Source organism: Dorea sp. YH-dor226 (assembly GCF_039832105.1).
GTDB lineage: Bacteria > Bacillota > Clostridia > Lachnospirales > Lachnospiraceae > Dorea_A.
Genome location: NZ_JBDOHS010000010.1, coordinates 82216 through 101272, shown reverse-complemented (window position 1 = coordinate 101272; position 19057 = coordinate 82216). Strand labels below are relative to the sequence as shown.

The window sequence follows — 19057 nt, the reverse complement described above, 5'->3', positions numbered from 1 at the left end:
CTAAGCCTCCGGCGGATCGCAGAAGCGCGCAGATGAAAGCTCCTTTGAAGCGCGCCTCGAGGCAAGTACGCCGGTGGCGTACTTGAATAACACGCTTTATGGGCGTATCTTGAAAAACGGAACGATTTCCCCCAACAAATCTGAGTTTTTAATGAAAACTGAGGAGATAATGGGCATTGCTGCTATGTTAATTAACAATTGCCCAATTATATTGAAAACAGATTGAAGGATTTCACATAACCGTGAAAAAAGAGGAGATCATAAAAGAAAAATAATATATATGCCCAACAGGCTCATCCAGCCACGGTTCAGTAAGACCATTTTTCAAAAGCCGTCTTTCTTTATAAACATCACGCCCCCTATATACAAAAAAGGAGCCACCGGTCTACAGATGAATCCATCATCTCTTTCGCAGTGACTCCCCTTCTTCTTATATTTTAAAACGATATCCTACTCCCCAGATGGTCTCAATATACTGCGGATTCGACGTATCCATCTCCACCTTCTCGCGGATCTTCTTGATATGCACCGTCACCGTTGCGATATCCCCGATGGATTCCATATCCCAGATCTCCCGGAACAGTTCTTCCTTGGTGTATACATGGTTCGGATGACTCGCAAGGAATGTAAGAAGATCAAACTCCTTGGTCGTAAATGTCTTTTCTTCCCCATTGATCCATACGCGTCTTGCAGTCGTATCGATCTTCAGTCCACGAATCTCAATGACCTTGTTCTTTTCCACCGCGCTTCCAGTCAGCCGGTCATATCTTGCCAGATGTGCCTTCACTCTTGCAACCAGCTCACTCGGGCTGAACGGCTTGGTCATATAATCATCCGCACCAAGACCCAGGCCACGAATCTTATCAATATCATCCTTCTTTGCCGATACCATGACGATCGGTGTATTCTTCACATCTCTGATCTGGCGGCAGATATCAAACCCGTCAATCCCCGGAAGCATCAGATCCAGAATAAACAGGTCATATTCTTCATTCAGCGCCTTCTTGAGTCCTGTCTCACCATCATTGGCAACCTCAACCGTAAATCCGCTTAATTCCAGATAATCCCGCTCTAATTCTGCAATCGCTTCCTCATCTTCTACAATCAATATCTTACTCATGAATCGGTACCTCCTGATATTTTCTGAGAACAAAATACATCGTCGTTCCAGTCTTTTCTCTGCTGGTAGCCCATATCTTGCCTCCATGTTCCTCTACAATCTTCTTTACCACCGACAATCCTATACCGCTTCCTCCGGTCGCAGAATTCCTCGATGCATCTGTACGGTAAAACCGGTCAAATATATTCGGAAGATCTTTTGCGGCGATGCCCTTGCCGTTGTCTTCCAGTTCTATCTGTACGAAGTCTCCCACATCTTTTACCCTCAGATTGATGACACCTTTTGTTTTATCCATATATTTCAGAGAGTTATTAATGATATTGTGGATGACCCGCTTAATCTGTTCCGCATCCGCGATCACCTTTACGCTGGGGTCTACATAATTAAAATACCGGAATTCTACATTACTGGATTCCAGTTCCAGCGACAGATCCTCCGCACAATCATCAAAATATGCATTTACAGAGACAATATTAAAATTATAAGGGATCTTATTCGTGTCAATCTTGGAATACAGCGTCAGCTCATTAATCAGGGTGTCCATCTCATTTGCCTTGTTATAAATGGTTCTGACGTATCTGTCCACCTTCTCCGGCGTATCGGCAACACCATCCATAATTCCCTCTGCATATCCCTTGATCGTCGTAACCGGAGTCTTCAGATCATGAGAAATGTTGCTGATCAGTTCCTTACTCTCTTTATCGTACTTCACTTTTTCTTCCGCACTGTCCTTCAGCCTGCGGCGCATCTCTTCCAGATCCTGACATAAGCTTCCCAGCTCATCATCTGCATCCGGACGCAGTTCAAAATCAAGATTCCCCTCCTTGATATTCTGTGCCGCCGACTGCATCTTCCTGATCGGTCCCATGACAGCCCGATAGATCCACAGGACAAAACATGCCGTCGTAAGTATCAGTGCAAGGATAATTCCAAACACGATATCCCAGAAGAATTCCCGCACTTCCGGAATGACATTGGTAAGGTCAGACACGATAAACGCACTTCCCCGTTCGCCATCGGCATACAGAAAGTCCACCTGCTTAACCAGTGCCTGTGCATCTCCGCCAAGATACGTACCATTTTCCGATGTATAAGTTGATTCTCCATATGCAGGAAGCTGACTGATAACTTCCGACGCTTTTTCCGAATCCGTTCCCACATACACAATAGTATTGTCTTTTCGGACTACCAGATATGCTTTCTTTTCTTCTATTTTACGATTAAATACATCCAGACAGGTCGCATCTTCCATCTTCTGAGGCTCCTGCCGCGACATTTGTGTCAATTCATGATACGGCTCTTCCGTCACTCTCGACAATACCTGCAGTGAATTCGTAAACGATTCAAATGTTGCATCCGTGATTCCATACGTTTTTTCAATGGAACTCATCTGGTACATACTCAAAAGCCATATGATCGTAACACTCAGAACGATCGGGATGATCGTCACCGTAATAAACGCAATGATCAATCTTGTTTTCAGCTTCATACACAACGTCCTCCGCTAAAAGTATAGCATGAAAAAAGGCGCTTCACACCAAAGCGCCCATAAACATTTCTAAAATTTTTATAAAAAATCCACTGTATACTTACAGATACTTTTTCAGATCTTCCACCTTGTCAAGCTTCTCCCATGGGAACTCAACATCTGTACGTCCGAAGTGTCCGTATGCAGCAGTCTGCTTGTAGATCGGTCTTCTGAGATCCAGCATCCTGATGATTCCGGCCGGACGAAGATCAAAGTTCTCGCGGATCATCTCTACCAGCTTCTCGTTACTGATCTTTCCGGTTCCAAATGTGTCCACCATGATAGAAGTCGGATGTGCCACACCAATTGCATAGGACAGCTGAATCTCACATTTCTTCGCAAGTCCTGCTGCAACGATATTCTTTGCAACATAACGTGCAGCATAAGCTGCGGATCTGTCCACCTTGGTACAGTCCTTTCCGGAAAATGCTCCGCCGCCGTGACGCGCCATTCCACCGTAGGTATCTACGATGATCTTTCTTCCCGTAAGTCCGCTGTCTCCGTGAGGTCCGCCGATTACAAAGCGTCCCGTCGGATTGATAAAGAACTTGGTTCCTTCATCTACCATTCCTTCCGGAATGATTGCATCAAATACATACTTTTTGATATCTTCGTGAATCTGTTCCTGTGTCACATCCGGATCATGCTGTGTTGACAGAACAACTGCATCCAGACGGGAAGGAACTCCATTTTCATCATATTCAACTGTAACCTGTGTCTTTCCATCCGGTCTTAAGTATGGAAGTGTTCCGTTCTTTCTTACTTCTGTCAGACGGTAAGAAAGCTTGTGTGCAAGTGCGATCGGGTACGGCATCAGTTCCGGTGTCTCATCCGTTGCATAACCAAACATCATTCCCTGATCTCCGGCACCGATTGCCTCGATCTCTTCATCAGACATCTTATTCTCTTTCGCTTCCAGCGCCTTGTCAACACCCATTGCGATGTCACTGGACTGTTCATCAATAGCAGTAATGACTCCACATGTATCAGAGTCAAAACCGAACTTTCCTCTGGTATAACCGATCTCTCTTACGGTATCTCTTACAATTTTCTGAATATCCACATAAGCGTTGGTCGTAATCTCACCCATGACAAGTACAAGTCCTGTTGTGGTACATGTCTCACATGCCACACGGCTCATCGGATCCTGCTCCATGAGTGCATCCAGAATCGCATCCGATATCTGATCACACATTTTATCCGGATGGCCTTCCGTTACTGATTCAGACGTAAATAATCTTTTCTCCATGTTTTTCTCCTTTCCTACTGAAAGAGACCTCCCTTACATTCACCGCTCTTTTCCATTCGAAGAGTGTCTCTTCCCGCTTACTTTCTCCCGGATCGATACTGCCTTTGCATCCGGTTCTCCTCATCGGTAATGATTGTGAAAAGCGTCCGGACTTTGCAGGCAGAAAAAACAGCCCGCAGATAAGCGGACTGTTTTATATCATCATAAACCAATCCTCTTATTGTTCGATCACTCGCTCAGGTTGGCACCTTCCGTTCACCGGGGTTGCCGCAGTTTCACAGATCCTTTGTATCTCCGCTGCTCTGAATAAGAGAAAGTTTGCTTCATTCATTATAATATTTTGTAACAGTAAGACTGTACACCCTTTTCAACACTATGTCAATAGGTGTCTGTGCCTATTTTCCCTTTTTCTTATTATCTCTTACAATCAGAACGATACCGATAATAAGTGGAAGGAAAAATCCAATCAGCTGGAATAATCCCATAGAAAATAAATTTCCGTTCACAATGGATCCAAATACTGCAATCGCCTGGATAATAAATAATACAATACTCACTTTATTCATAAATACAACTCTCCTTTTATAAAATTTTCATGTATTATATTAATATTTTATAAAGTCAATGTCAATCCTTTACAACACCTTCGCCATAATGAATCCTGCCACGCATGCAATTGCTGCGATCAGGAACGAACACGTCAGGCCTGCAGCGTCCAGTAATCCGCTGCACATCACAGACACCAGACCATATCCCAGCATGACCGCTCCAAAGTTCATTCCCTGATACTGCATTCCGAAGCGGTCAGATACCAGTACCGGGAATACACTGACCACACCCCCGTATACCAGACAGACCACAGAGATCAGTATAATAAAAAGAAAGCCTCTTGCAATGATAAGCCCTGACACCGCCACTGCTGCAAGGGCGTACATGATCCGGATCACTTTTGTCCGTTCCACCTTATCCGACAGCCACGGGAGCGCAAACCGACCGGCAATGTTGGCAAACGAAGCAATCATGACACCAGCAAGTGCCTGTGCACTGCTCAGTCCCCGTTCCATTCCCAGAGACTTCATAAGTGGATTCACAAGAACATACGCCGGAACAGCCAGCGCCATTGTAAGGCTGATCAGATAATACTCTTTTGTCGCCATCATCTCCCGCGTCGTATACTGACGTACTCCTGAATGTTCACCATTGTTTTCCACACCGTTTTCCACCGGATTTTCCCCATATAATTTCTCACGTGCTTCCTCACATCTTTCCGGCAGCGGCTCTTCCATAAAAAATGCACCCATACACAGGATTCCATAGATGACAGTAACCATCAGCATTGCATAACGGTATCCATGCAATTGCAGGACATAATCACACAGCGGGTTCATGATGACTCCCGACACACCGACCACGCCGACCGTAATCCCCGTCACCAGCCCCTTTTTATCCGGAAACCAGGCCTGCGGAACAGCAACCAGCATGCTGAAGGCGCAGCCCGATCCCAGGCCTCCCAGCGCACCATATCCCAGAGAGATCAGCCACGGCATCTGATAAGGCGCCATGGCAGCAAGAAAAAATCCCCCGCACATTACCAGACTTCCTGCAAGGATCGTCCTTTTCGCTCCGATCCGGTGCTGCAGATATCCGCCAATCATATTCCCCAGCGCAAATATGGCGATAATAATCGTAAACGGCAGACTTGAAGCCGCCAGAGACAGCTCATACTCTTCCCTCACATAAGGCTGGAAAACCGTCCAGATATAAGGATTCCCATGCACAAAATTCACGACCGAAGCAATCAATAATATAAAATACCTGTTTTTTCTCCACATCTTATCCACACACATTCCCCATTTTCCACTTTAAAAAGGGACGGAGGATTTTTAAAAATCCTCCGTCCCTTTTTAAAGTTTAGCCAACTTTTAATTTGAATTTCTGAATATCTTTTTCTGACGCCACTTTTTCAATCATTCCACCAAGGCTGCGAAGTTTTTCCTCGAATCGTTCATAACCTCTCTGAATATATATGATATCATCCACGATTGTGATGCCCTCTGCTGCCAGTCCTGCGATACACAGCGCAGCACCTGCACGAAGATCCGGTGCGCTGACTCTCGCTCCGGAGAATCCCTCCACTCCTTCAATCGTTGCTGAATTTCCTTCTATCTTGGCATTTGCACCCATTCTTGCCAGTTCGTCCAGATATTTGAATCGATTTTCAAATATGCTTTCCGTGATGATACTTGTCCCCTTGCACAAAGCCAGTGTAACGCCGATCTGCGGCTGCATGTCTGTCGGGAATCCCGGATACGGAAGGGTCTTCACGTGTGTACTTGTAAGTCCTCCTTTGGATACGACACGAACCGCATCATCAAACTCTTCTACCTCACATCCGATCTCTACCAGTTTGGCAATCGTTGCCTCCAGATGTTTTGGGATGACATTCAGCACTGTCACATCGCCTTTGGTGGCTGCTGCCGCAAACATAAAGGTTCCTGCTTCTATCTGATCCGGAATTACGGAATATTCTGTACTGTGCAGACGGGAAACACCACGGATCTTGATCACATCCGTTCCCGCACCTCTGATATTGGCTCCCATGCTGTTCAGGAAGTTCGCCACGTCTACGACATGCGGCTCTTTTGCCACATTCTCCATGATCGTTGTTCCCTCAGCCATCGTTGCCGCCATCATAACATTGATGGTCGCACCCACACTTACTACGTCAAAATAAATATGCTTTCCTACCAGTCTGTCGGCTTCAGCAATAATCTTGCCGTATTCAATCTCTACATCTGCTCCCAATGCGCGGAACCCTTTCAGATGCTGGTCAATCGGTCTGCTTCCGATATTGCATCCGCCCGGAAGTGCTACTTCCGCACGTTTGTATTTTCCAAGTAATGCTCCTAAAAGGTAATAAGACGCACGAATTTTTTTGATATAATCATACTCAATATCAACATTGCAGATACTCTTTGCATTAATCTTTACTGTATGCCGGTCAATCCGGTGTACATTCGCGCCAATTCCTGCAATCGCGTCCAGAAGCACATTAATATCATTTACATCCGGCAGATTATCTATCAGCACAGTTTCATCCGTCATAACCGCTGCAGCAAGAATTGCCAATGCCGCATTCTTCGCTCCGCCAATCTCCACTTCTCCAACAAGCGGATGTCCGCCTTTAATAATATATTGTTCCATCTTACACCTCTATATTACTATCTATTCACTCTCTCAAATCTCTGTCTTACCATCTATATTCGTGGCTATTATATCATAAAATTCCAAATTGTAAAATATTTTTTACAATTATGTAATCTGATTGTAACACTTCAGCCATCACCAGGCCTACGGACACGGCATTTCAGCATGACTGCAGCCGTCTGACCAATGATGGCTGAACCGGACAATATCAGAGAGTTTTATTCGATTCCAGCGCATCCAGCACCTTCTCAATCGTATCTTCCAGCTTCAATCCGTCTTCACACACTGTCACATCAGCATATTTTTCAAAAAGCTGTACCCGCTCATCATAGAGAGCCTTCAGGGTCTGCCCTTCTCTGAGTACTACCCCGCGGTTTTTTGCATTATTCAATCTCTGATTTATTGTTTCAAATGATGCCTGCAAATATACAACCGTACCGATTTCTTTGTAATGCCGCATCGCATTCTCACAATAAACAACACTTCCTCCCGGAGAAATAACCGTGTGCGTTGCATCAACCCCGGCATTTACACGGTCTTCCACTTCCAGAAACCCTTTCGTTCCTCTTTCTTCAATAATATCCTTCAGTAATTTTCCCTCTTCTTCCTGTATCAGAAGGTCTGTATCCATAAACCGGTATCCCAGGCGCTTCGCCACTACCACACCTACCGTACTCTTTCCCACCGCAGGCATTCCGATAAATATAATATTGTCCATAGCAGTCTTCCTCCTTCTACAGTCAAAATCACTCTTCCGAATGATTGATCTGTAGTATTACGTCCTTTAATATAATTTTCTCTTATATCTTCTGTGTTCTTGTCTTCTGCGGCACAATTCCTGATACACCATTACCTCCACAAGATCCTGTAGCCATTTCCCCGGATCTTTTTCTTCCTCTTTTGCACGATCATAGATTCTTCTGCACATCAGACGAAGCTGCAGCCGGTCCGGATACTCATCATACAGCATACTTCCGTCATATTCCATGCGGTCGCATTCTTCTTCTATATATGGAACCATGCGTTTTGCCGTATCCGGATAGATACTTTTCATATAGTCATAGTCCCGACGATATAATCGTTCATCATCATATAAAAGCGGTATCGGATACGCCATATAAAAGGGAAGTTTCTTCTCCATATTTATACGCTCCTTAAAACGAATATCTATCCTATCATATGCCCGCTCTTTCCTTTTGGTGAATGCTGCGGATGATATATTCCGCCTGTTCCCGGTCTTTTGCCGGTACCAGAATCTCGTACTGATTCATATAATTCCGGTTCATCCCAACGCTTCCCGCGGTCCCACGGGAAGTCCCCCGTCCATTTCCCAGAAACTGTGTATCATGATTATGTACTCTGCATTTATATTTGATTCCTTCTCTTCCTAATGCATCTCTGATATCTCCGCAAAGAGACATATCATATCCGATATACACGGACTCCATTTTTTGGAACAACATACCCATGCCCCCAAAACACCTTGCCGCCAAACGACTTCTCTATGGCATATCAGCTCTTCTGCTACCACTGCAGCCTGTGCAGACGGCCTTCCAGATTCATGCCGGCAAATCCATTCTGCCTCAGCGCCTCATACAGGACGATCGCCACCGAATTCCCCAGATTCAGAGACCGGATGTCTCCTACCATCGGAATGCGTACACAGTCCTCCTTATGGTGTATCAGAATCTCTTCCGGTATTCCTGCACTTTCTTTTCCGAACATGATATAACAATCCGGTTCATAAGATACGTCTGTATACACTTTTTCAGCCTTCGTTGTAGCCATATAGATTCTGGCGCCCGGATTTTTTTCAAGAAAATCATTATAATCAATATATGTTCTCACATCCAGCTGCTCCCAGTAATCCATCCCCGCACGTTTCAGACTCTTTTCATTCAAACGGAATCCCAGCGGCTCGATCAGATGCAGCCTGGTATTCGTTGCTACACAGGTTCTTCCGATATTTCCCGTATTTGCCGGTATTTCCGGCTCATGCAATACAATATTCAGCATAACGCTTCTCCTTTTCATCTGATTTATGCAACCTGTCAACGCAATCTGTTACTCTCAACAGATTCTCTTCTCTAACGTTCATTTCTCAAACGCCCGATAAAGCTTCCCAGACGCCCGATCGCCTCTTTCAGATCCTCCAGCGAATATGCATAAGAAACTCTTATATATCCTTCGCCACACTCTCCAAACGCACTTCCCGGAACAACAGCTACTTTTTCTTCCTCCAGGAACCGCATCGCAAATTCTTCTGAAGTCATGCCGAATTCCTGGATATTTGGAAAGATATAGAATGCTCCAAACGGCTCAAAACAATCCAGACGCATTCTGGCAAATTCATGCATCAGAAAACGCCTTCTCTGATTATAAGCCGTCCGCATCTGCTGTACTTCATCTTCACAGTGTCTCAGTCCTTCCACTGCCGCATACTGGCTGTTCGTCGGTGCACACATGATCGCGAACTGGTGAATCTTCACCATCTGTTCTGTGATCACTGCAGGTCCGCATATGTATCCCAATCTCCATCCGGTCATGGCAAATCCTTTGGAGAATCCATTGATCACCAGTGTCCGTTCTTTCATTCCCGGAAGGGAAGCGATCGACACATGATCGTACTTATAAGTCAATTCCGAATAGATCTCATCTGAAAGCACATACAGATCATGTTTTCGGATGACTTCTGCGATTGGTTCCAGATCTTCTCTGGTCATAATAGCTCCCGTCGGATTATTGGGATAAGGCAGTACCAGAATCTTTGTCTTCGGCGTAATGTAAGACTCCAGTTCTTCTGCCGTCAGTTTAAATTCATTCTTTTGCTGAAGTGGAATGACAACCGGAACACCATCCGCCAGAATGGTACATGGCAGATAGGATACATAGCTTGGCTGTGGAATCAGCACCTCATCTCCCGGATCCAGCATTGCACGAAGTGCAACATCGATCCCTTCACTTCCGCCTACCGTTACCAGGATCTCATGATCCGGATCATAATTCACCTGAATCTTTCGATTTAAATATTTTCCAATCTCTATCTTCAGTTCTTTGAGTCCTGCATTGGACGTATAAAAGGTACGTCCCCTTTCCAGAGAATAGATTCCCTCCTCCCGGATTCTCCACGGCGTATCAAAATCAGGCTCTCCTACGCCAAGAGAGATTGCATCCGGCATCTCACTTACGATGTCAAAGAATTTACGAATTCCAGATGGTTCAATGCCGGTTATTTTTCTTGATAGTGGATTTCTCATTACGGTGTCACCAGCATCCTTTCTGATTTTTTCTTTTCAATCATAAGCGTTCCGTGATCTTTGTATTTCTTCATAATAAAATACGTCACGGTGCTGACTACATCCTCGATCGGCGCCAGCTTACTTGAAACAAATCTGGATATTTCCTGAATCGTCCTTCCCTCGATCAGAACCATCAGATCATATCCTCCGGAGATCAGATATACCGCTTCCACCTCCGGATAATTGCTGATTCTCTCTGCCGTCTCATCAAATCCTTTATCTCTCTGCGGCGTTACCTTTACCTCGATCAGCGCATTTACATACTCACTGCCTGCTTTATCCCAGTTGATCAATGTATGATAGCCACAGATGATCTGTTCCTTTTCCATGGCTGCCATCTCATTGGCAATCGTTACTTCATCCGTTCCCAGAAGAACTGCCAGTTCTCCAATCTCTACTCTGCTATTCTTCTCCAGATACAGAAGGATCTGTTTTCTGATCTCTGCTGTCTTTCCTGTCTCCATCTGTCTTACCTCCATCAAATAACCGAAGAATCTCATCTGGCGCCGGACGGTCTATATACCGCACTTCTTCTCCGTTATGTATAATTTTATCATTATTGTCCCTGGTGCGTCCGATTACAGACGCCGGAATCTTCTGTTCTCTCAGCGCATCTGCCAGTACTTCCCCATCGTCAGTTACCATAAGAAAACTTCCTGTGGATATCAGCTGATACGGATTCAGGCGAAAATGTTCGCAGACTTCTATCGTCTCCTGCAGGATAGAAAATTGTTTCATATCCAGCTCCAGTCCCGTATCCAGTTCTTTTGAAAGTTCCCACAGTGCCGCCAGAATACCGCCTTCCCTGATCTGACGTACGACAGATACGCCCCTGGCTTTTGCAACATCAATTTCCCGCAGCGCAAATATCTTCTGCCTGTAAGAAAGTATCTGATTGATAAATGCCGGGGCAAAACGCATCTTTAACTCTTTTTCTCTTTCTTCTGCAATTCTGAGCATGCCGTCCATACCGACCCAGCCCACAAGGACAATGTCCTTACCGGCTCGTGCGGTTTCCAGGCACCAGGGCTCTTCCTTCGGCGCGTGTGCAATTCCCGTAACGATCGCCATTGGATAATTCACAACCGGATTCTGTTCACCTGTAAGTTCCATCAGTTCTATCTGCTGCTCTCTGCAGGCTTCCTTAAGCATCTTACGCATTCCGTTGATCCTGGACTTATATACATACGGCGGAAGCAGAATGCGGGCACTGACACCACAGCAGGGCGCACCTGCAGCAGCCAGTGAATTCACTGCCTGTGCGAGTGCATGAACGCCGATATATTTTGACTGACCACATACATAAGCCGTCTCACTTATCATCTGCTCTGTCTGTGTCTCTACTTTCATCTGCTGCCGATTTCCTTTCCATCACTATACTTTTACTGCGAATTCGAAGTCTGGTCTTCCCCACCCGACTCTTCTCCAGTCGATGCCTGGGACGATGAACCCGATGACGAATCCGACGATGCACCGGATGCCAGATTGGCCGCCTCATTGATTGCCGCATTAATCTTATCCAGATCCTGTGTTGCAATCGCATTTCTCACCAGCACCGTCGCGGCAGGATTATTCGATGCCGTTCCGATCTCTATGATCTGATCCGATTTTTCGTAGGTACTGTTATTCACGATCTCCCGTTTGACTTCCTTACCGTTTTTATACTCTATTTTCCACAGCTGTGCCACTTTTCCGGTGTGCGGACTTCCGGAATACTTCATGCTTCCAAGCGCCGCCTGCGAGTTTTCCTGATATACGACTCCGTAATCTTCCGTTTTCAGTGTCTCACTTTCAAATTCGATCGTACGGTCCGGATCCCTTGTTTCTTTTCCATATATGGTAAATCTGAGCTGATTGTTATCATCAATCTCACCTTCCAGATAGATCGGTGTCTCATAACTATTCTGGAATACAAAGTCCAGATAATCACCCGCGATCGCCGCGTCTCTGGACGGGTCGACATAAGCAACCAGCATAGAATGCGGATATCTTTCAATCACTTCAAGTTCTGCATACAGTACTGCATTATACAAAGTAGTGGATACCTGGCAGATTCCTCCGCCATAAGAATTCACCACCTGCCCGTTTTCATACGATCCGGCTTCCACATACCCATGTTCTGCGTCATATGGCGCCGTCACGTCATGCACGGAAATCTTCTCTCCCGGCATCAGGATCTTACCGTTGAGATGTTCCACGCCGGTCTTCAGATTCTGCCACCGTTCTCCTCCTCCGGCATCTGTGGAAAATGTACCCAGTACATCCTGAATGCTTTCCAGATCTGTCTTCACGATCGACGGTTTTTCCGTCTTCAAAGGCAATTTCACGGAAAACTCGCTGTGATCCCATTCTCCGTTTAATTTCTTTTCTATCTTTTGAATCGCGGCCTTCATATCGACCGTCTGCCCATCCTGCTCTTCCGTAATCTTAAATGCATTTCCTTTTCTGACGATCTGCGCATCTTTGGCATGCTCCGCCAGCGGAACTGCTCTCTGCGTGATCACCTGCTTTGCTTTCTCATCATCCAGCGAGATCTCACAGGCAAATACTTTCTTCTCTTTCTTCAGCCTGCCAATCTGCCGGCTTCGGATCCAGACGCTCCCCGTCTTGCCATACTCGACCGCCTTTTTGGTAAGTTTATCAATATCTGCATATTGAATCCCCATCTCCTCAAGCGTCGCTACCGTATGCTTTTCGTCCACTTTCAGGCTGACTGTCAACGTTTTGTCCTTCTCCTGCTTTTCCACAAGAACTGCTTTCGCTTCCTGACGGCTCATGCCGGAAACATCACATTCCCCGATATAGATATTGTCACATATCTTATCCTCCGGGAATCCCGACACATAATGATACAGTACCGCGTAGGTGATTCCCACAACGATACACGCAAATACAAGCGCCATTCCCAGGATCAGTATCCTTCTTTTCCTTCGCAGGGCAGCTTTCCTTCTGCTGTTTCCTCTTTTTATCCTGTGACGATTCTCAGCCATTCCCCTTCTGGTTCCCCCTTAGTATTCTCATTAAACCAGGTATGGAATAATCATGGTCGCAATCATAGCGACAATTACAACCATAATAACGATTGCGATGATTCTCCTGGTCCTTTTATTATTAAAATTCATGAATTACTTCCTTCTTTCATAAAATTCCTCTATATTTTTTACATTCTATACTGTTTACAGTATTTTTTCAAGAAACAATCCGCACATTTTGGATTCCTTGCCATACAGATTGTTCTCCCAAATGTAATAATTTGAATATTATACAATATCCAGTGGTCTTTTGGCAATTCTTTCATCAGATCCTGTTCAATCTTTTCCGGCTCCTCATTCTTTGTAAGCCCCAGTCTTTTGGAAATCCTCTTCACATGCGTATCCACTACCACACTCGGATCATGATAGATATTTCCCCGGATCACATTGGCAGTCTTCCTTCCCACCCCTGCAAGCGATGTCAGATCCTCCAGCGAACGCGGAACCTCTCCGCCAAATTCGTCACGGATCTTCTTCATGCAGGCAATCAGATTCTTCGCCTTATTGTGATAGAATCCGGTCGGCTTGATATCCCGCTCCAGCTCCTTAAGGTCCGCGTCAGCGATTGCAACCACAGACGGATATTTCTGAAACAGATCTTTTGTCACGATATTGACCCGGGCATCTGTACACTGGGCAGAAAGCATTGTGGCAGCCAGAAGCTGCCAGGGAGTCTCATAATTCAGGTAACAGACGTACTCCGTTCCATACTGCGCATCGAGTATCTCCAGTATTTCTTTCGTTCTTTTTTTCATAATCACACACTTTCCACTATACAGACACGCGCTTCCTGATTCAACGGATTACGTTCCATATAATCAAATAATATATATTCCTTTGTCGATGCAAAGTATTCCAGATGGGTCATCTTGCGCATCTGATTTCTGTCGTAGGCTTCATATGCAGGCAGATAACGCCGGCTGTTTTCTTCATTTTCATAAAAACTTCTAAGTTCAGCCTTCTCCACCTTATATTCTCCCGCAAATTCCGGACGACTCTTCGCATTTTCCCGAAGATAATAGTCATACGTCAGTTTTTCCCGGTAATACTCCACCTTCTGTGGAAAATGAAGTGCGATATATTCCAGCAGGATCGCATATCTTGTACTTCGCTTGTGCTGAACGCTTCCATATCCGCTCTCTTCATAAAAGTGACTCAAATCATCGTACATCTGAAATGCAGAAGCATACTCCCGTACCAGTTCCTCCATCGTATTCGTGAACTGTCGGCTGTTATAATATACCTCCACCATCTCTTCAATGCCCTTCAGACGCATGACGTCCTCATAAGATAACCATCTCGTATACAGCACTTCATATGGCGGCCGGTCCTTATGGACCAGTCCGTATTCTTCCTGATGCTCCTCCATAAAAGATCCCTTCAGCACTTTCAGAAATCCCAGCTGAAGCTGCTCCGGACGAAGCGCATAGACATCATCGAATGACTTTGCAAAGCTTTCTATATCTTCATACGGGAGACCCGCAATCAGGTCCAGATGCTGGTGAATATTGCCCATATTCTGAATTCGCCGCACAATACCTGCCACCTTTTCAAAATCCATCGTTCTCCGTATCGCGCGGATGGTATCCGGATTCGTGGACTGCACCCCGATCTCCAGCTGGATCAGCCCCGGACGCATACGCTCCATGAGCGCCAGCTCCTCCTCATTCAGGATGTCTGCTGCCACTTCAAAATGAAAATTCGTAATCCCATTATCATGTTCCAGAATATACTGCCAGATCGCCATCGAATGATCATGCCTGCAGTTGAATGTACGGTCCACAAACTTCACCTGCGGCACCTTATGATCAATAAAAAACTGAAGTTCCCGTTTTACCAGAGACAGATCACGGAACCTCAACTTCTTATCCACAGATGACAGACAGTAACTACAGGAAAACGGACAACCGCGACTGCTCTCATAGTATACAATCTTATGTTCAAATTCCTTCATATCCGCATAGACAAACGGAACCTCACTCAGGTCCATCACCTCTCGCCAGGAATTCTCCACAACATCCCCATTCAAAAGGCGAAACGTAATCCCATCCACATGCAGAAGCCTGTTATCCACCTGTAGCCGGATCCTTTCCTCACTTTGCCGAAAGTTTTCCCCTTTCTTTCCTGATATATCCACCATTTCCGAAGAATCATCCACACAATGATAGATCCGGCACAACTTTGCAAACGTTACTTCCCCCTCGCCCTTCATCACGCCCTTCACCTGAGGCAGACGACGAAGTACCTCCCTGGCATCATACGAAACTTCCGGGCCGCCAAGCCAGATCGGCATCCCCGGCCGGAGCTTTCCAAGCTCCCGGATCAGCTCCTCCACGAAATCCAGATTCCATATATAACACGAAAAACACAGCACATCCGGCCTTCTCCGGTAGATATCCATCAGAACATCATCCACCTGCTGGTTAATCGTATACTCCACAATCTCAACATCCGGGTCCGCCGCATACGCCTTCAGACTGTATACCGCCAGATTCGAATGAATATACTTCGCATTAATCGCAACTAATAAAATCATCCACCTTCACTCCTTTACTTTATTATAAATGGGGGACAGGGGATTTTCAATTTGGGACGGAGGATTTTTAAAAATCCTCCGTCCCAAATTGAAAATCCCCTGTCCCCCATTGACATTTTTCCCAAAACACGTTACAATATAGACTCGTGCAGCCGGGGTGTTAGCGGTACCTTGTACCTGCAATCCGCTATAGCAGGGGTGATATTGCGCGGAGGGCATTTGTTTGCAGAGCTGCCCTTGATAAGTGGCGCTGAGGCTTGGGTCTTACGCGACGGAAATCCGTGAACCGTGTCAGGTCGGGAACGAAGCAGCACTAAACGGAAGCTTCCGGGTGCCGTAAGGGTGCCTGGGCTGAGTTAACTGTCAAGGTAACGTCTGTGAATCTTCGTTCGAAGCGCAATGCACGAAAAAAGATAATAATATGTGAATGTGCATAATATTAGAGCTGTTGTTCCGGCAGTATCACCTGCCCACACAACAGCTCTTTTTAATTCCGTCAATCATCGCTGACTATAACTAATACAGCAGATCTTCTATCATCTTTTTATTTGCGTCCACGTCTATTTCCAGTACATCCATTCCTTCGTATACGATCGGCGTATAGGTGCCGTCCTGTGGCGCACACGCCTGCTGCATCTTCAGATCTTCTGTTGACAGTACTTCTTTCGCCATATTGTAGATCTCTGTAACGCTCATATTCGTTTCAACCTGTGTCACACAGTAGTTAATCAGCGGAAGCAGTGCGGATATATCTTTCTCCGACATGATCTTCCGATAGATTCCGTACATGACACTTCGCTGTCGTCTTGTTCTCTCAAAGTCACTTCCCAGTGTTCTGTTTCTTGCATGTGCAAGTGCCTGTGATCCTGTAAGCGTCACATCTCCGGCAACGATATCCGGCATGCCATTCTTGCGATAATATTCCGCCTCTTCCTCGGAAATATATACTTCTACGCCTCCGATCTCATCGATCACGTTGACCAGATTATCAAAACTGATCGTCACATAGTTCTGAATGTCAAGACCATAGGTCTGGTTCAACGTATTGATCGTAAGTCCGACTCCGCCATATGCATAGGTATGTCCCAGTCTGCTCCTGCCATAACCGTCGATATCAACAAGCGTATCACGCATGAAAGAAATAACCGTTGACTTATTCTGCTTTTTGTTAAATGACACCAGCATCATACTGTCTGAACGTCCCTTATCAGAATTCGGATCTCTGGAATCTGTACCAACCAGCAGGACGTTGAATACATCCTTATCTTTTTGATCTTCCTCAGCAATCTTTACTTTTTCCGCTTTCGGATCCACCTCGTCCTTGGATACGACCCCTACCGTGTCTTTATAAAACATCCACACAATAGAACCATAGATCCCAACGATCAGCAGCACGACTGCCAGTATGATGATTCCGACAATCTTCCGTTTTTTATGCTTTCGAAAAAATTTCATTTTCCAGATGCCTCCTGTCTCCTCTATCTCTTCTATTCCTTCTACTATCTTTTATCTCTTCTATTTCTTCTATTCTTTTATGACTCGTCCATATCGATCCGTAGATCCCTTCTCCTCCGATGTGCCGCGTGCATATGTTCCATATCGGCTGTAAGATCCGTAACGGCTGTATGCGCCGTATCTGCCGCCATAGCCACCGTACCTTCCATTGTAGCCTCCATAGCCGTATCCATACCCCCGGCCCTTCGAAGACGCATCATTGTTGAACACATATCCAAGAACATGGATTCCACTCATAGAAAGCGCCTGTACTCCCTCCAGAATCTGGCGCATCTTCGTATAATCATAACGCACCACATAAAGTGCGGCATCCACATACCTTGCAAGCAGCGGAGCATCCGCCAGAAGCTCTGACGGCGCGGTATCCAGCACTACAATGTCACACTGCTTTTTCAGTGTATCAATCACAGCTTTCATTTCCCGGGTTCCAAGAAGACTTGCATCCTTTCCGTTCGGCTCCCCGCCATACATCACCAGAAGACTTCCTTTTCCGTGTACACTTCCCTCCGGAAGCTGAACAGTCGTCAGTGCTTCTTTGATCGTCACCTGCTTCCGGATGACCTGTCCCAGCCCCGGATGCACTTCCTGCTCATTCATCACTCCTGCGACCGAAGGATTTCTCGTATCACAGTCCACAAGAACCACCCGTTTCCCCTGCTGCGCCATCGAGATCGCAAGATTCGCCGCAAGCGTCGTCTTTCCTTCGCCCGGAATCGAACTGGTAACCAGAAGTGTATGACTTCCTTCCTCTTCCAGCGCCTTCACAACCCGGATGCGAAGCTTGCGGATCGCCTCAAGATAGCCCTGTGAGATTCGTTCATTCATCAGGCTGACGGAATTATGAAATGTCTCTGTCTTTCTTTTTTTCATCCGAACATACGGAACACTTCCCAGATCCGTCAGATTCAGATTCTTCTTCAGCTCTTTCTTTGACTTTACCGTCCTTCGCGAGAATACATAGATCAGCAGTATAACACATCCGATGATCGCACCTTTGAGCGCGCCCCGCTTATAGGACCCGCGAATCACCTCCACGCGTTCTGTATCTGTCGGAATACCCGTTTCATCCAGAATCGTAAGTGTCGTCTCTCCCAGTACGAACTCTGCAATCTGCGGGTAATTTTCAATCACAGACATCAGTGTCTCATATGCCATCTGCGGATCATTGCAGGACACGGAGATCGTCAGAAGATTCATTCCTTCCTCCGCTTCAACATGAATCGTTCCCGGCATGGATTCCATTCCCATATCTTCCGCAACCACGTCTTTGAGCACGCCACTGGTAAGAATATACGGAAATACTTCCGCCATCTGCTGTGCAGATTCCACATTGACATACTCCGTTCCATTTCCGGTAGTCACGGATACCGTTGCCGCTGCCACATAATTAGACTGATAATTCGAACTGACGGAAAAGTACGACTGCACCGCACACACCACTGCCAGTACAAGAATCAGCCACCACAACTTTTTAATCCCGTGAAAGACATCAATCATAATATTCGTAAGATCTATCTTCTCAGGCATCTTATTTTGTTCGTTTTCCGATCTGCTTCTATACTCGTCCATAT

Annotated in this window: 18 protein-coding genes, 1 other RNA gene and 1 riboswitch; of the genes, 1 reads left to right on the top strand and 18 read right to left on the bottom strand. The window is 45.8% G+C overall.

The genetic code is table 11. The features are described from left to right. Positions 1-430 precede the first annotated feature (430 nt). The 16 genes from ABE547_RS10160 to ABE547_RS10085 all read right to left on the bottom strand — a co-directional run bounded on the left by ABE547_RS10160 (position 431) and on the right by ABE547_RS10085 (position 15971). A complete protein-coding gene (locus ABE547_RS10160) occupies positions 431-1120 on the bottom strand; it encodes a response regulator transcription factor (protein ID WP_235248821.1) in 690 nt (229 codons plus the stop codon). Continuing rightward, a complete protein-coding gene (locus ABE547_RS10155; RefSeq protein ID WP_347378667.1) occupies positions 1113-2609 on the bottom strand; it encodes a HAMP domain-containing sensor histidine kinase in 1497 nt (498 codons plus the stop codon). The genes ABE547_RS10160 and ABE547_RS10155 overlap by 8 nt, the downstream gene beginning before the upstream one ends. A gap of 100 nt (positions 2610-2709) precedes the next feature. Continuing rightward, positions 2710-3897, bottom strand: coding sequence for a methionine adenosyltransferase (gene metK, locus ABE547_RS10150; protein ID WP_347378666.1), 1188 nt, complete (start codon positions 3895-3897; stop codon positions 2710-2712). A 214-nt stretch (positions 3898-4111) separates the two neighbouring features. Beyond that, a riboswitch (SAM riboswitch) is annotated at positions 4112-4210 on the bottom strand. Positions 4211-4292: 82 nt separating this feature from the next. After that, the gene (locus tag ABE547_RS10145; RefSeq protein WP_347378665.1) at positions 4293-4463 is read right to left on the bottom strand and encodes a hypothetical protein; all 171 of its coding nucleotides are present in this window, start codon (positions 4461-4463) and stop codon (positions 4293-4295) included. Positions 4464-4532: 69 nt separating this feature from the next. Next, positions 4533-5729, bottom strand: coding sequence for an MFS transporter (locus ABE547_RS10140; RefSeq protein ID WP_347378690.1), 1197 nt, complete (start codon positions 5727-5729; stop codon positions 4533-4535). 79 nt (positions 5730-5808) lie between these two features. Continuing rightward, a complete protein-coding gene (locus ABE547_RS10135; RefSeq protein WP_347378664.1) occupies positions 5809-7101 on the bottom strand; it encodes a UDP-N-acetylglucosamine 1-carboxyvinyltransferase in 1293 nt (430 codons plus the stop codon). Between the two features lie 211 nt (positions 7102-7312). Further along, on the bottom strand, positions 7313-7822 hold the full coding sequence (locus ABE547_RS10130; protein WP_347378663.1) for a shikimate kinase: 510 nt from the start codon (positions 7820-7822) through the stop codon (positions 7313-7315). A gap of 66 nt (positions 7823-7888) precedes the next feature. Next, positions 7889-8245 (bottom strand): hypothetical protein, encoded by a 357-nt coding sequence (locus tag ABE547_RS10125; RefSeq protein WP_347378662.1) that lies wholly within the window; start codon positions 8243-8245, stop codon positions 7889-7891. 34 nt (positions 8246-8279) lie between these two features. After that, complete coding sequence (locus ABE547_RS10120; protein ID WP_347378661.1) at positions 8280-8567, bottom strand: hypothetical protein; 288 nt, start codon at positions 8565-8567, stop codon at positions 8280-8282. Between the two features lie 61 nt (positions 8568-8628). Beyond that, complete coding sequence (locus ABE547_RS10115) at positions 8629-9120, bottom strand: tRNA (cytidine(34)-2'-O)-methyltransferase (RefSeq protein WP_347378660.1); 492 nt, start codon at positions 9118-9120, stop codon at positions 8629-8631. A gap of 71 nt (positions 9121-9191) precedes the next feature. Further along, complete coding sequence (locus tag ABE547_RS10110; protein WP_347378659.1) at positions 9192-10361, bottom strand: aminotransferase class I/II-fold pyridoxal phosphate-dependent enzyme; 1170 nt, start codon at positions 10359-10361, stop codon at positions 9192-9194. Further along, on the bottom strand, positions 10361-10867 hold the full coding sequence (locus ABE547_RS10105) for an Lrp/AsnC family transcriptional regulator (protein WP_347378658.1): 507 nt from the start codon (positions 10865-10867) through the stop codon (positions 10361-10363). The genes ABE547_RS10110 and ABE547_RS10105 overlap by 1 nt, the downstream gene beginning before the upstream one ends. Beyond that, a complete protein-coding gene (locus ABE547_RS10100) occupies positions 10806-11753 on the bottom strand; it encodes an AIR synthase-related protein (RefSeq protein WP_347378657.1) in 948 nt (315 codons plus the stop codon). The genes ABE547_RS10105 and ABE547_RS10100 overlap by 62 nt, the downstream gene beginning before the upstream one ends. A gap of 32 nt (positions 11754-11785) precedes the next feature. Further along, entirely contained in the window at positions 11786-13393 is a 1608-nt protein-coding gene (locus ABE547_RS10095) for a VanW family protein (protein WP_347378656.1), read from the bottom strand. A 170-nt stretch (positions 13394-13563) separates the two neighbouring features. After that, positions 13564-14190, bottom strand: a complete 627-nt coding sequence (gene nth / locus ABE547_RS10090; RefSeq protein WP_347378655.1) for an endonuclease III — start codon at positions 14188-14190, stop codon at positions 13564-13566. Positions 14191-14192: 2 nt separating this feature from the next. Beyond that, positions 14193-15971: a DUF4080 domain-containing protein gene (locus tag ABE547_RS10085; RefSeq protein ID WP_347378654.1), complete on the bottom strand. Its 1779-nt coding sequence runs from the start codon at positions 15969-15971 to the stop codon at positions 14193-14195. Between the two features lie 144 nt (positions 15972-16115). On the opposite strand from ABE547_RS10085, the gene ffs reads away from it, so the two are divergent. Then, positions 16116-16378, top strand: an RNA gene (gene ffs, locus ABE547_RS10080) — signal recognition particle sRNA large type. Positions 16379-16487: 109 nt separating this feature from the next. Here the strand turns inward: ffs and ABE547_RS10075 are convergent. Both ABE547_RS10075 and ABE547_RS10070 read right to left on the bottom strand, forming a co-directional pair. Next, positions 16488-17426: an LCP family protein gene (locus tag ABE547_RS10075; protein WP_347378653.1), complete on the bottom strand. Its 939-nt coding sequence runs from the start codon at positions 17424-17426 to the stop codon at positions 16488-16490. Between the two features lie 69 nt (positions 17427-17495). Further along, entirely contained in the window at positions 17496-19055 is a 1560-nt protein-coding gene (locus ABE547_RS10070; RefSeq protein WP_347378652.1) for a polysaccharide biosynthesis tyrosine autokinase, read from the bottom strand. Between the last annotated feature and the right edge of the window lie 2 nt (positions 19056-19057).